Origin of the sequence: Brevundimonas sp., from assembly GCF_016463485.1 — a bacterium.
In the GTDB taxonomy this organism is placed as follows: domain Bacteria; phylum Pseudomonadota; class Alphaproteobacteria; order Caulobacterales; family Caulobacteraceae; genus Brevundimonas.
In genome coordinates this window covers 16,614-29,693 of the sequence record NZ_JAEMRD010000026.1, presented here as the reverse complement: position 1 = coordinate 29,693, position 13,080 = coordinate 16,614, and the positions used below count along the sequence as shown (strand labels likewise).

Genomic DNA, 13,080 nt, shown 5'->3' with positions numbered 1-13,080 from the left:
GGTCAGGGTCGCGACCCCGCCCGGCTGGCCGGTGTCGATCTGTTCGACGGCCTGATCGAACAGGCCCTGAGCTTCGGTCTGGTCCAGCGCCACGGCGTCGGTCGGCGTCAGGGCCGAGGCCAGCAGGGGCGTCGTCTCGCCTTCCGGCGCCGGGGCGCGCTGGGCGGGGCCAAGGCCCAGAGCCTGACCGACGGCTTCCATGCCCGGAATGTTGAAGGCTTCGGCCCCCGTCAGGCGCTGCATGGCGAAGACGCCGCCGACCACGGCGACACCCGTCACCGAGGCCAGGAAGGCCTTGCGCACCACCGAGCCGTCCCGATTGGCCTGTTTGTCCAGCCGTTCCTGCAGCCGCGACTTGCCGCCCCGCTTCAGGCCGAAGCCGGACTTGGGCTCATCCGTCACAACCGGGGCCGACATCATGGCGGCGCGTGCGGCGTCGATGGCGCTGCGGGTCGAGGCCGCGCGCGCGGTCGCCGCACCGGACGCCAGCCCGGCCCGCATCTGGCGCGGATTGACGAAATCGGTCTCGGCCGAGAACTCGTCGCCGCCAGCGTCGAACGCTTCTGCGGGCGAAGGTCCCGCCTGGTGGCCGAAGGCCTGCGGCCGGGGCGGCGCGGTGGCCTCCAGCGCATCCTCGACATCCGCCCCGCCGTAGCCGCCGAACGCCGCCGGCTGGGGTTGAAGCTGGGGCTCGACGTAGACCGGTGCAGGCTCCGAGAGGGCCTGCGGGGCAAGGGGTTGGGTCGCAAACGGCTGGGCGGCAAAGGCGGCTTCGACAGGAGCCGGCGCAGGCGCCGGTGCCGGCGTGGGCTCCGGCATGATCGCCGCCTGTGTCAGGACCCGCTCGGCCAAGGCTGCGCCGAAATCCATCCGGGGCGGCGTGGGGCTTACCGCGCCCGGAAAGGGTGCAGGTTCCGGCCCGACCGACAGGGGATCGGCCGACCAGCCGCTGTCGGGCGCGTCCTCATAGCCGTTACCGAAGGCGGCGGCGCGCCAGTCGGGCTGACGCAGGTCATCGGTCTCGAACCGCGCTGGTTCGCTGACGGGCTCGCGCAGCGATGTCCGTTCGATCCGGCTCGCCATGGCGTCGCGGGCGTCGGCCAGCAACTGGGCCGTGCGTTCCTCCGACAGCCGCATCCGCTCGGCCAGTTCGCCGGAGGCGCGGTCGTAGCGCTGCTCGATCCGTTCCGAGCTGTCGGACAGTTTGCGCCCGATCTCTTCCAGGGCCTGGGCGGACTTGCGTTCCGACTGGGCGATCCGGTCGGCGAGCCGATCGGAGATGCGGGTGATCTCTCCTCCCAGCTTCTCGAGGGCGATGGCGTGCTGGTCCTCGGACCGCGTCAGCCGCTGCTCCACCGCCTGGGCATAACGGCCCATGTCGCGGTCCATCTTTTCCGAAAGTTTGTCGGACAGGGCAGAGGCGACGCCGTCGACCTTGCGCGACAGGGCGTCGGCCAGACGATCGTCGCGCCCGGAGCCGTCGGCCTCCACCTTCTGGACGCGACCGTTCAGGTTCTGGGCGATGCGCAGGACCTCGCGGCCCATGGCCTCGATACCCTGGGCCGAGCGTTGTTCGGAGGTCTTGAGCGTGTCGCCGATGGCCAGGACGGCGCTTTCCAGCCGGCTCATCCGGCCTTCGTGCTCGGCGGTGTCCAGCCTGCGCATCATGTCGGCGCGGTTGGCCTCGACCTGGCGACCCAGGGTCTCGGCCAGTTTCTCGAAGCGGGCGGCCTCGCGCGAGCCCTCGGGCTCGACCCGGCCCTCGGCGGCGCGCAGACGCTGATCCAGCCCGGCGAAGGAACGTTCCAGACCGCGCAGGGCCTCGGTGGTCCGCGCCTGGGCGTCGTCGAGGCGGGCACCGACCTGGGCCAGCAGGTCCGAGCCGATCCCCGGCCCCGCCGTCTTCTCGACCGCATCCATGCGGGCACGCAGTTCGTTGGTCCCGCTGCGCTGACGCTCCTCGATGTCATACAGGCGCGAGGCCAGGGCCCCGAGTCCGGTCTCGACCTTGCCGAAGGTCGCCTTGGTCTCGGGTCCGACCTGCTGTTCGAAGGTGCGCAGGCGGCGGTGGCCCTCGCGCAGTTCCTCGGAAATGTCGTCAAGGCGGCGGCCCTGCGTCTTTGCCGTCGCATCCTGGCCGTCGAGACGACGAACCAGACCCGAGACGGCCTGATCGACACCCTGAATGGCCACCGTCGAGCGCCGCTCGGCGGCTTCGAGGCGGGCGGCGATGGCATCGACCGAGGCGGCGACGCGGTGCAGCACGTCGTCCGATGCATCGTACGAAGACCGGCCCGGCCGGTCATAGGCGTCGTCCAGCCGGCGCGAGCGCCCGCGCCGATCGATGCTCTCGGCGGCGTGCGGACGACGGGGCAGCGGCGTGTAGGACTCGTCGTCCTCGCCGTCATCCATGATCATGGTGTTGAGCCACTCGCCCAGCGTCATGCCGGAGCGACGGGCGAGGTCCTTGGCGACTTCACGCGCCTTGGGGTCGATGCCCTTTACGCTCCACGGCGCAGCTGCGCTCACTGATTCGCTCCTCGACCCATACGCGGCACGCTAATCGTCGATATCCGGGGTGTAAACGCATGGTTAACCCCAAGATATAGAGGTCTGGGTATCTTCCTGTGGACAGCCCCGCGCCTGAGCCGTTTCTCGGGCCGGCATGGTTAATGGGCCGTAAAGATTAACGACCCCGCAAGGATTTCGGCTTGCGGCCTGCAGGATGCGCCGCCACATGCGCGCCGTGCCCCTGATCCCGACTCTGTTGCTGCTCGCCGCCACCCTGGGGCTGATGGTCTTCGCCGGCTGGCGCGGCGCGCAGCCGCCCGACGTCGCGCGCGGACCCCGGATGGCGCCCTGGCGCTTCCTGATGCTGCTGTCGGGGGCCGTCGCCTTCCTGCTGGTCATCCACCTGGGAGCCCTGGCGGGGTTCACCCGTCCGTCCTGATCGGGAACCGCAGCGGTTCCAGCCGGTTCTCCTTGCCGACCCCACGCACAGGAGCATGACATGGCCCACGACCTGACCCCCGCCGAGGCGGAAAAGGAATTCTGGAAGAGCCTGAAGGAATCCAACACCGGCATGCTGGGCCTCGACCAGCCCGGCTATCACAACCAACCGATGACCGGCTATGCCGAGCCCGAGACCGGCACGATCTGGTTCTTCACCCGCGACGACACCGACTTCGCCCGTGACGTCGCCGTGGGCGGCCAGTCCGGGATGTTCACCTACCAGGCCAAGGACCAGAAGGTTCAGGCCTGTATTCATGGCGAGCTCTCGATCGACAACGACCGCGAGCGGATCGAGAAATACTGGAACCCCGTCGTCGCCGCCTGGTACCCCGACGGCAAGGACGACGCCCACCTGACCCTGATCCGCTTCGACGGCGACGACGGACGGGTCTGGGTCTCGGACAAGGGCGCGCTGGGTTTCGGCTATCAGGTTCTGAAGGCCAATCTGACCAAGACCGTCCCCGATGTCGGCGGCGTCTCCGACATCAACCTGAACTAGGCCTGTTTGGCCAAGCGAAGCCGCCGCGTCCCGGACGCGGCGGCTTTCGCGCGCCTAGACCCGGGTCAGTCTCAGGTCCTGGTAGTCGTATGAGAAATCGGCGTCTGGGCTCAGGGCCTTCATCGTGGCCGTTCGCCCATCGGCGGCGAAGGTGATCAGCAGGTCCTCCTCGCGCTTGTCCGGAAAGCGCGTCCGCATCGTCTCGCCCTCATACGGCTCCAGCGGGCCCTTGAGCGCCGGCGTCCGGCTGAACGACAGCCACAGGCCCCGACCCCGCGTCTCGATGACGATGTCGCCATACCACGGGTCTCTCCAGGTACCGGCATAGGCGGCCAAAGGCTGCGACGGCGGCGCACCCGCCTGTTGCTTCGCATCGATCCCGGCGGCTGCGGCAATGGCCCTGGTCGTCGAATCCGCCGCCAGTTTCTGCGAGTCCGCGATCCAGTCGAAGGTGGCTTTTCCCATGACGATATCGGCGATACCGCTTCGCAGCGCCCGCAGCAGGAAGCTCTCCTCCGCATTGGAGAAGATCGAGAAGCCGGTATTGCGGCCCGGCACCAGCACCGTCGCCGAAATCCCGCCGGGCGATCCGCCGCCGTGACTGATCAGCCGTTCACCCCGATAGTCCTGGACCTGGAAACCCATGGCATAGGTTGAGGCGATGGCGCGGTTGGGCAGTTCGGCGGTCGGGCCGGGCGACGAGCCGACGATGATGTTGGGCCGCCACATCTCGCGTGCCGTCGCCTCCGAGAACAGCCGCGATCCATCGGGCAGGGCCCCCATGGCCAGCCGCACCTTGATCCACTTCGCCCAGTCGACCGGGTTGGTGCAGATGCCGCCGGCCGCCGCCGCCGAATCCCAGTTCCAGACCTCGGCGATCGAGTCGGCGATCCGCACCATCGGCCCATGGGTCCGCAGCGGCGGCCCGACCCGGGCGTGCGGCAGGGCCGATTTCGCCGGGTCGGCCATCGTGGTCATCGGCACGGTCTGGCCCATGCCGACGCGGTCCAGGATTCGGGTCTGGACGAACTGCTCCCATCGCATCCCGGACACCGCCTCAATCACCGCCCCGGCGACCACGAACATCAGGTTGCAGTAGTGGTAGTTGGCCCGGAACCCGTCCTCGATCGGCACGAAGGCGGCCTGTCGCAGCACCTCCTCGCGGGTCCGGTCCGAGTTGGGCCAGAACAGCAGGTCGCCGGCGCCGAGACCGAATCCCGCGCGGTGGCTCAGCGTATCGCGCACGGTGATCCGCTCGCCGATCACCGGATCGGACAGGGTAAAGCCCGGCAGATAGGTCCGCACCGGCTCGTCCCACTTCACCCTGCCTTCGTCGACCAGGATGGCCAGGGCGGCGGCGGTGACATTCTTGGTGTTGGAGGCGATGGCGAACAGGGTGTGCTCATCCACCCGACCCGGCGCATCCATGCGGCGGACGCCGTACCCCTTGGCCAGCAGAGTCTGGCCGTCCTTGACCAGGGCGATCGACAGGGCCGGCTGATCCGGGAAGGCCTCCATGGCCTGTCGGACGAAGGCGTCCACCGCCCCGGAGAGGGCTTCACTGTCTGCAGCCGCCGACTGGCTCCAGGCCAGACGCGGTGCCGAGATCGCACCGAGGCCGGCGACCGACGACAGGGCCTGACGACGCGAAAGGGACAGGGACATCGAGACGCTCCGTGGACTGTATGCGAAGGCTAGCGGGGCCTCCCGCGCCGCGCCAGAGGGTGAGACGGCTTTCCAGGTGTCTACCGGTGTCATATACGTCGCGAAACCGCCTTCAGAGCGGACCACCCCGGGAGCCTTCATGTCCATCCGCACCGCCTGGATCGTCGCCGCCATCGCCCTGTCACTCGGGGCATGCGCCACAGGCCCTGTTCGTGCCGAGACACCGCCGACCACATGGGGCACGGGCGTCGTCAAGCAGGATGCATCCTGGTTTGCCTCAGCCGACGCGCGGCGCATCGCCGACACGGTCATCCTGTATCAGTCGGCCGAGGGCGGCTGGCCCAAGAACACCGATCTTATGGTCGCCCCGACCGGGCCGCTGGATCCCGATCTGGCCAACACCTTCGACAACAACGGCACCACCCTGCCGTTGACGTTTCTGGCCAGGGTCATCGCCGCAGGGGGCGAGACCCCGGCCCGGCGCGCGGCCTTCGACCGCGGTCTGGATTACGTCCTGGCCGCCCAGTACCCGAACGGCGGCTGGCCCCAGTTCTTCCCGCTGCGCCGGGGCTACTACACCCACATCACCTATAACGACGACGCCCAGGTCCGGCTGCTGACCCTGGTCAAGGACATTGCGGCCGGCGGAGCGCCCTACGGCTTCGTCGATCCGGCGCGCAAGGCCCGCGCCACCGACGCCCTGACACGCGGCATCGACGTGATCCTCAAGACCCAGATCGTTCAGGACGGAAAGCTCACCGTCTGGTGCGCCCAGCATGACGAAGTGACCCTGGCTCCCGCCTGGGCCCGCAAGTTCGAACCACCGTCTCTTTCGGGCTATGAGAGCGTCGGGATCACCCGCTTCCTGATGTCGCTCGACCGCCCCTCGCCCGAGATCATTGCCGCCGTCGAGGGTGCCGTCGCCTGGCTCAAGGCCAACGGCATTCCCGACATCGCCGTCGAACGCTTCACCGATGCCGAGGGCAATCCCGACCGTCGCGTCATCCCCGCCCCCGGCCAGACCCTGTGGGCCCGATTCTACGAGCTCGGCACCAACCGCCCGATCTTCATGGGCCGGGACTCGGTCGCCAAGGGCTCGCTGGCCGAGATCGAGCAGGAGCGTCGGGCGGGCTACAACTACTGGGACGGCGCCGCCGCCAACCTGATCGCCCGCGACTATCCGGCCTGGCGCGCACGGATCGGCCGACCGCTCTAGGGTCTGCGACGGCACCGGGACAATATAAGAATATTTTCCTCTTTAGTTCTTGCGCCTCCCCCCAGACCTCACCATTTCCAACGCGGTCTTTGACAATCCGAACAGGTGGGCCGTTCCCAGGCCACGCGCTGGAAAATCACAAACCCGCCCATCAGGGTGACATCGTCATTCGGTAAGTCCTTGATTCAGAACGACAGGCCTGTCCCAAGGGCACCCATGTCACCCCGTTTGTGTCACGGTGACATTGCGCCTCTCGGTCCTGGTCCACACTGGACAGAACGGCGCAAGGGACGCACATCGCCTGAATGGCCGTCGACCTCCGCGATGTCATCCGCGCCCGCGCGCAGGATCTCGGCTTTTCCGCCTGTCGCTTCGCCTCGGCCACGGAGCCCTGGAGCGCCGGCGAGCGGCTGGCTCATTTCGTCGAGGCGGGTCGGCACGGCGACATGGGCTGGCTGGAGACGACGCTGGAGCGCCGCGCCCATCCGACATCGATGTGGGCCGATGCGCGCACCGCCATCGTCCTGGGGGTCAACTACGGCCCCGACCATGACCCCCTGCCCGAGATGGTCGACGCCTCGGCAGGTTATGTCTCGGTTTATGCGCGCGGCGACGACTATCACGAACTGATCAAGGGCCGGCTGAAACAGCTGGCGGGTCAGGTCGCGGCCCGCACCGGGGCCGAGGTCAAGGTCTTCGTCGATACCGCCCCCCTGATGGAAAAGCCCCTGGCCCAGCGGGCGGGGCTGGGCTGGCAGGGCAAGCACACCAATCTGCTCAGCCGGGACCACGGCAACTGGCTGTTCCTCGGCGTCATCCTGTCGGCCGCCGAGGTCGAGCCGGACGCGGCCGAAGAGGAACACTGCGGCTCCTGCACCGCCTGCCTCGACGCCTGTCCGACCAGGGCCTTTCCGGCCCCGTTCCAGCTCGATGCGCGGCGCTGCCTTTCCTATCTGACCATCGAGTTCGCAGGCCCCTGGCCCGTGGAGTTCCGCACGGCGACCGGCAGCCGCATCTACGGCTGCGACGACTGTCTGGCCGTCTGTCCCTGGAACAAGTTCGCCTCGGCCTCCAGCGAGGCCCGGCTAATGGCGCGCGACAGCCTGGTCAGCCCCCGCCTGTCGGACCTCGCCGCCCTGGACGACACCGCCTTCCGTGCCCTGTTCTCGAAGAGCCCGATCAAGCGGATCGGCCGCGACCGCTTCATCCGCAACGTGCTGTACGCCATCGCCAACAGCGAAAACGGCGACCTGATCCAGGCCGCCGTTTCCTTGCTCGATGACCCCTCGCCGCTGGTGCGGGGGGCCGCTGTCTGGGCGGTGGGGCGGCTGGTCGAGCCCGGCCAGTTTGCCCTGCTGAGGAACGAACGGCGCGAAACCGAGACCGACCCCGAAGTGATCGAGGAATGGGGGAGGGGCGCCCCCTCACCCGCTCTCTGACCTACCAGATGCGAACGCGTTCTTCCGGCGGCAGATAGTATTTCGTGCCCGGCTGGACGTTGAACGCCTCGTACCAGGCGTCATGGTTCCGCAGAGGGCCGATGACGCGGAACATGGCCGGCGAGTGCGGGTCGGTGGCGACCTGCTGTTTGGCGGCCTCGTCGCGCATCTTGGACTGCCAGACCTGGGCCCAGCCGTAGAAGAAGCGCTGGTCGCCGGTCGTGCCGTCCAGCACGGGGGCCGCTTGGCCGTTCAGCGACAGGTGATAGGCCTCCAGACCCACGGCCACGCCCGAGGCGTCGCCGATATTCTCGCCCATCGTCAGCCCGCCCTGGACCTTGTAGCCCGGCAGCGGCTCATAGGCGTCGTACTGGGCACCCAGACGCGTGGTCAGGGACTGGAAATTGGTCTTGTCGGCGTCGGTCCACCAGTTTCGCAGCACGCCGTCGCCGTCAGACTTGGAGCCCTGGTCGTCGAAGCCGTGTCCGATCTCATGGCCGATGACGCCGCCGATGCCGCCGTAGTTGACGGCCGGGTCCGCGTCCGGATCGAAGAAGGGCGGTTGCAGGATCGCGGCCGGGAAGACGATCTCGTTGTTGGCGCTGTTGTAATAGGCGTTCACGGTCTGGGGCGTCATGCCCCACTCCTGCTTGTTGACCGGATCGTTCAGGCGGTTGCGCTGGTAATCCCACTGGAATTGACCGGCGCGCTGGGCATTGCCGAACAGGTCATCGGCCCGGACCTGCAGCGCCGAATAGTCACGCCACTTGTCGGGATAGCCGATCTTGACGGTGAATTTGCGCAGCTTCTCCTGAGCCGCCGCCTTGGTCTCGGTGCCCATCCAGGTCAGGCCCTCGATGCGGTGCGACAGGGCCGTGCGCAGGTTGGCGACCAGCGTCTCCATCTTGGCCTTGGACTCGGCCGGGAAGTACTCAGCGACGTAAAGACGACCCGCCGCCTCGCCCAGCATCCCTTCGGCGAAGGAGATCGAACGCTTCTCTCTGGAGCGCTGCTCGGGCTGCCCCGAGAGGTCACGCGAGCGGAACTCCCACTGGGCATCGGAGAACCGCTTCGACAGCAGGGGGGCGGCGCCGTCGGCGGTCTGGAACGCCTGCCAGGCCTGCAACAGGGCGACCGGTGTCTCGGCATAGATGGCCGCGATCTTGGGCACGGCGGTGTTCTGGGCCACGATCAGGCGGGGCGTGTCGCCGAGTTGGGCCGCGTTGAAATAGCCCTGCCAGTCGAAACCGGGAGCGTCTGCGACCAGCTGGGCGATCGTGTATTCGTTATAGGTCTTGTCGCGGTTGCGGTTCTCGATCGGGGTCCAGTGGGCCTCTGCGATCTTCGATTCCAGGGCGACGATGGCGGCGGCGTTCTCGGCGGGCTTGTCCCAGCCGATCATGGTCAGCATGCGCTCGACATAGGCCTGGTACTTGACCTTCTTGTCGGCATAGAGCGGCGACAGATAGTAGTCGCGGTTGGGCAGGCCGATGCCGCCCTGGCCCGCGGCGACGACGTAGCGGTTCGGGGCCTTGGCATCGATCGTGATGCCGGTGCGGAAGAAGGACGAGCCCAGCTTGCCGATGGTGTTGCCCATATAGGCGGCCATCTTTCCATGGCTGTCGGCGGCGCGGATGGCGGTCAGATAGGGCTGCAGCGGCTGGGCATCCAGCTGCTCGACCCGGGCCTCGTTGGCGTACGAGCGATAGGCGTCGGCGATCTTGGCCTCGTCAGAACCCGGCGTCAGGTCGGTGCGGGCGGCCAGGCCCGTGACCAGTTCCTTCATCCGGTTGTCGGACAGTTCGCGCAGCAGAGCGAACGAACCGTAGGAGGTGCGGTCCGACGGGATCTGCAGCGACTGCAGCGCCGTGCCGTTGGCATATTCCATGAAGCTGTCACCCGGGTTCACCGAGGTGTCGCGCCCGGCCAGGTTGAAGCCCCAGGTACCGTATTTCGGCGCCGTCGTGCCCTGATAGCCCGAAGCGGGGGCCGTGGTCTGGAACAGCGAGACGATCGTGCAGGCCTCATCGACGCATTCATGGTCGTCGGATTGGGCCGACCAGTCCTGGGCCATGACGGGAAGGGCGGCGGGCAGAAGCAGTGCGCCGATCGCGGCACCGAGAAGCAACGTCTTCATGGGGGAAATCCTGAAACGCAAAAAAGGGGGGTCAGACCTCGGCGTGGACGCCGTTCGGCGGGGAAACTACGCCGAAGGACCGGCCCGTCGCCTTAAAAAAGATTCATGAATCTTCGGCGACGGTTCTGCACGCGACCGACGTTGAATGTCGAATGGGCTGGTGAGACCGATCGCGCGCATTCGCCCCGCCGCGCATTCCCTTGGCCACGCCGGTGCGGCTATAGTGGCCCCGAACCCCATCTCGCCACTGTTCGCCCTCATGGGCGCAATCTCGCGCGTCGGGCGACCTGACGGGAGAGCGAATGGCGATCGGACACGGCGGCGGCGGCGAATACAAGGACCTGGTCGTCTTCCTGGCGGCGGCGGGCGTCGTGGTGCCCCTGTTCAGCCGGTTGAAGATCAGCCCCGTGCTCGGCTTCCTCGCCGCCGGCGTCCTTCTGGGGCCGCATGGCCTGGGCAGTCTGGCCGAAAGCGCGCCCTGGCTGTCGTGGTTCACCATCTCCGACCCGACCCAGATCGCCCAGCTGAGCGAGCTCGGCGTCGCCTTCCTGCTGTTCATGATCGGGCTGGAACTGTCGTGGGAGCGGCTCAAGTCGATGCGGCGGCTCGTCTTCGGCCTGGGGCTGATGCAGGTCGTCATCTGTTCGGTGGTGCTGGGGGCCGGTTTCGCCCTTCTGGGCCAGTCGCTGGCGGGGGCGGCCGTGCTCGGCATGGGCCTGGCCCTGTCCTCGACCGCCGTGGTCATGCCGGTGATGGCCGAGCGCGGGCGGCTGAAGGGGGCGGTGGGACGATCCACCTTCGCCGTCCTGCTGGCCCAAGATCTGGCCGTCGCGCCGATCCTGATCACCGTCTCCCTGCTGGTCGCCGCCGCCGCGCCTGGCGGCCTGCTGGAGCCGCAGCTGATCGGCCGTACCCTGTTCGCCCTGGCCCCCGCCGCCATCGGCCTGGCGCTTGTGGTCGTCCTCGGCCGGCTGGTGCTCAGGCCGCTGTTCCGGTCGGTGGCGCGCAGCCGCAAGCGCACCAACTCCGGGCAGGAGTTGTTCGTCGCCCTGTGCCTGCTGATCGTGGTGGGCGCCGGCGTCGCGGCCCAGGCGGCAGGCCTGTCCATGAGCATCGGGGCCCTGATCGCCGGCATCATGATCGCCGAGACCGAATACCGTCGCGAGGTCGAGATCAATATCGAGCCGTTCAAGGGCCTGCTGCTCGGCGTCTTCTTCGTCGGCGTGGGCATCGGCCTGGATGTCCGGGCCGTCGCTGCCGATCCACTGTTCATCTTCGGTCTTGCTGCATTGATCACGGCAGTGAAGGCGGGTCTGATCTTCGGTCTGGCTCGGCTGTGGGGCATCGGCACCCGCACCGCCGTCGAGACCGCTCTCGTCCTCGGGCCGGCCGGTGAATTCGCCTTTGTGATCCTGGCCACCGGCATGGCCGAGGGCGTCGCCCCGCCGGCCTTCACCCAGGGCGTCATGCTCTCGGCCACCCTGAGCATGTTCACCGTGCCCCTGATGGCCATGTTGGGCCAGAGACTGTCGCGTCGGGCCGATGCCCCGGTAGGGCTCGCTGTGGAGACCACCCCGCCTGTGGTGCGCGACGGGGCCGTGATGATCGTGGGCTATGGCCGGGTCGGACGGCTCGTCGGCGACATGCTGGCCGAGCACAACGTCCCTTTCATCGCACTCGATACCGATCCCGGCGCAGTCTCTGCAGCGCGCAAGGCGGGCGTGGACATCTACTACGGCGACGCAGGCCGCGCGGAGATGCTGGAGCTGTGCGGGATCGGAACCGCCCGCGCCCTGGTCGTCACCATGGACGCACCCGGAAAGGTGGACGAGGTCGTCATCGCCGCCCGCGCCCTGCGTTCGGAAATGACCCTGATCGCGCGGGCCAGGGACGATCGCCACGCGGCCCGTCTGTATGCCTTGGGGGTCACCGATGCGGTCCCGGAGACGACTGAGGCCAGTCTGCAACTGGCTGAAAACACTCTCGTCGATATCGGCGTACCGATGGGTCTGGTGCTGGCCTCCATCCACGGCAAGCGCGACCAGTTCCGCGCCGTATTCCAGGCCGCCACACCGGCCGATCGCAGGAACCGTCCGACCCGGGCCCTTCGTGGATCGACCCCGGCCGGCTGATTTCAGTCAGCCATTGCGACGGAATGTTCCGCGTGGCGCGTTGCAAACCCCTGTAACCGACGCTCGCGTCACGCCGGTCGACGGCGTCATGTCGCATCTCCCACCTGTTAATGAATGGACCCCATTTTCGTCATCGTTTCGTGATGAACCCCACCTCCCCCAGCAGCAGCCGGACAACTCAGGTCGGCTCCTGTCATGTTTTTCGCCGAGACGGCGACCTCGGAAATCGTCTCCCGCTTGTTCGTCGCCGGTCTGTCAGCCGGCCAGAGTCAGAGTCCCCCAGATGTCCTCTTCCCTCGCGACTGCCCTTCACGCCGACGAATCCGAGGCCCCGCGCCTCAACCGCCGCCAGGCCGCCAAGGTCCGGACGCGCCAGAAGGTCCTCGACGCCGCCCGCAACCTGTTCGCCGAGCGCGGCTATGAGCCCGCCACCATCCGCGACATCGCCAAGGGTGCCGGCATGTCGACCGGTGCCGTCTTCGCCAATTTCCAGGACAAGGCCGAACTGTTCGAGGCCGTCCTGACCGAGGACATGACCCGCCTGGCCGACACAGTGAAGACCGGTGCCGGTGAAGGCTCGGCCCAGGCTCGCCTGACCGCCGCCCTGGCCGCCGGCTATCACGGCTCGCTGGATCAACTGCCCCTGTTCCAGGCCATCGTCGCCCGCTCGTGGTTCCAGCCCCTGGCCGCCGAGACCCGCGCCCGCGCCGTGACCAAACAGTTGCTGGTCGTGATCACCGACATCCTGCGCGACGGCGTCTCCAAGGGAGAACTGAGCCAGGACGCGGACGTGCCCCTGCTGACCGAACTGGTCTGGGACGCCTATCTGTCCAACTATCGCCGCGCCGCCTACGACGGCTGGGACGCCGCCCAGTTGACCGGCCACGTCGGCAAGCAGATCGCCGTCATCCTGGCCGGCGCGCTGACGCGGAAGTAATCCTCGTCTGAAGAGTCAAAAGGGGCTGCCGACCGGCAGCCCC

Annotated in this window: 9 protein-coding genes; 6 read left to right on the top strand and 3 right to left on the bottom strand. The window is 67.9% G+C overall.

Annotated elements, in window-relative coordinates:
• On the bottom strand, positions 1 to 2,529 hold a 2,529-nt coding region (locus JHC99_RS06205; RefSeq protein WP_292152588.1), incomplete at its 3' end, for a hypothetical protein.
• A 208-nt stretch (positions 2,530 to 2,737) separates the two neighbouring features.
• Here JHC99_RS06205 and JHC99_RS06200 point away from each other — a divergent pair.
• A complete protein-coding gene (locus JHC99_RS06200) occupies positions 2,738 to 2,950 on the top strand; it encodes a hypothetical protein (protein ID WP_292152587.1) in 213 nt (70 codons plus the stop codon).
• A gap of 60 nt (positions 2,951 to 3,010) precedes the next feature.
• Positions 3,011 to 3,511, top strand: a complete 501-nt coding sequence (locus JHC99_RS06195) for a pyridoxamine 5'-phosphate oxidase family protein (RefSeq protein WP_292152586.1) — start codon at positions 3,011 to 3,013, stop codon at positions 3,509 to 3,511.
• A gap of 54 nt (positions 3,512 to 3,565) precedes the next feature.
• Here JHC99_RS06195 and JHC99_RS06190 read toward each other — a convergent pair whose 3' ends face one another.
• A complete protein-coding gene (locus JHC99_RS06190; RefSeq protein ID WP_292152585.1) occupies positions 3,566 to 5,176 on the bottom strand; it encodes a serine hydrolase in 1,611 nt (536 codons plus the stop codon).
• Positions 5,177 to 5,315: 139 nt separating this feature from the next.
• Here JHC99_RS06190 and pelA point away from each other — a divergent pair, with 139 nt between their 5' ends.
• Both pelA and queG read left to right on the top strand, forming a co-directional pair.
• Complete coding sequence (pelA, locus tag JHC99_RS06185) at positions 5,316 to 6,392, top strand: pectate lyase (RefSeq protein WP_292152584.1); 1,077 nt, start codon at positions 5,316 to 5,318, stop codon at positions 6,390 to 6,392.
• Positions 6,393 to 6,697: 305 nt separating this feature from the next.
• On the top strand, positions 6,698 to 7,831 hold the full coding sequence (gene queG, locus JHC99_RS06180; RefSeq protein ID WP_292152583.1) for a tRNA epoxyqueuosine(34) reductase QueG: 1,134 nt from the start codon (positions 6,698 to 6,700) through the stop codon (positions 7,829 to 7,831).
• Between the two features lies 1 nt (position 7,832).
• Here queG and JHC99_RS06175 read toward each other — a convergent pair whose 3' ends face one another.
• Positions 7,833 to 9,968 (bottom strand): M13-type metalloendopeptidase, encoded by a 2,136-nt coding sequence (locus tag JHC99_RS06175; RefSeq protein WP_292152582.1) that lies wholly within the window; start codon positions 9,966 to 9,968, stop codon positions 7,833 to 7,835.
• A 302-nt stretch (positions 9,969 to 10,270) separates the two neighbouring features.
• Between JHC99_RS06175 and JHC99_RS06170 the strand changes: the two genes are divergently transcribed.
• Positions 10,271 to 12,100 (top strand): cation:proton antiporter, encoded by a 1,830-nt coding sequence (locus tag JHC99_RS06170; protein ID WP_292152581.1) that lies wholly within the window; start codon positions 10,271 to 10,273, stop codon positions 12,098 to 12,100.
• A 283-nt stretch (positions 12,101 to 12,383) separates the two neighbouring features.
• Positions 12,384 to 13,037 (top strand): TetR/AcrR family transcriptional regulator, encoded by a 654-nt coding sequence (locus tag JHC99_RS06165; RefSeq protein ID WP_292152580.1) that lies wholly within the window; start codon positions 12,384 to 12,386, stop codon positions 13,035 to 13,037.
• Positions 13,038 to 13,080: the final 43 nt, after the last annotated feature.

Bases quoted from the DNA above. Each gene is read 5' to 3' on its own strand.
- JHC99_RS06200 (WP_292152587.1), top strand. From the start codon at position 2,738: ATGCGCGCCGTGCCCCTGATCCCGACTCTGTTGCTGCTCGCCGCCACC.
- JHC99_RS06195 (WP_292152586.1), top strand. From the start codon at position 3,011: ATGGCCCACGACCTGACCCCCGCCGAGGCGGAAAAGGAATTCTGGAAG.
- JHC99_RS06190 (WP_292152585.1), bottom strand. From the start codon at position 5,176: ATGTCCCTGTCCCTTTCGCGTCGTCAGGCCCTGTCGTCGGTCGCCGGC.
- pelA (WP_292152584.1), top strand. From the start codon at position 5,316: ATGTCCATCCGCACCGCCTGGATCGTCGCCGCCATCGCCCTGTCACTC.
- queG (WP_292152583.1), top strand. From the start codon at position 6,698: ATGGCCGTCGACCTCCGCGATGTCATCCGCGCCCGCGCGCAGGATCTC.
- JHC99_RS06175 (WP_292152582.1), bottom strand. From the start codon at position 9,968: ATGAAGACGTTGCTTCTCGGTGCCGCGATCGGCGCACTGCTTCTGCCC.
- JHC99_RS06170 (WP_292152581.1), top strand. From the start codon at position 10,271: ATGGCGATCGGACACGGCGGCGGCGGCGAATACAAGGACCTGGTCGTC.
- JHC99_RS06165 (WP_292152580.1), top strand. From the start codon at position 12,384: ATGTCCTCTTCCCTCGCGACTGCCCTTCACGCCGACGAATCCGAGGCC.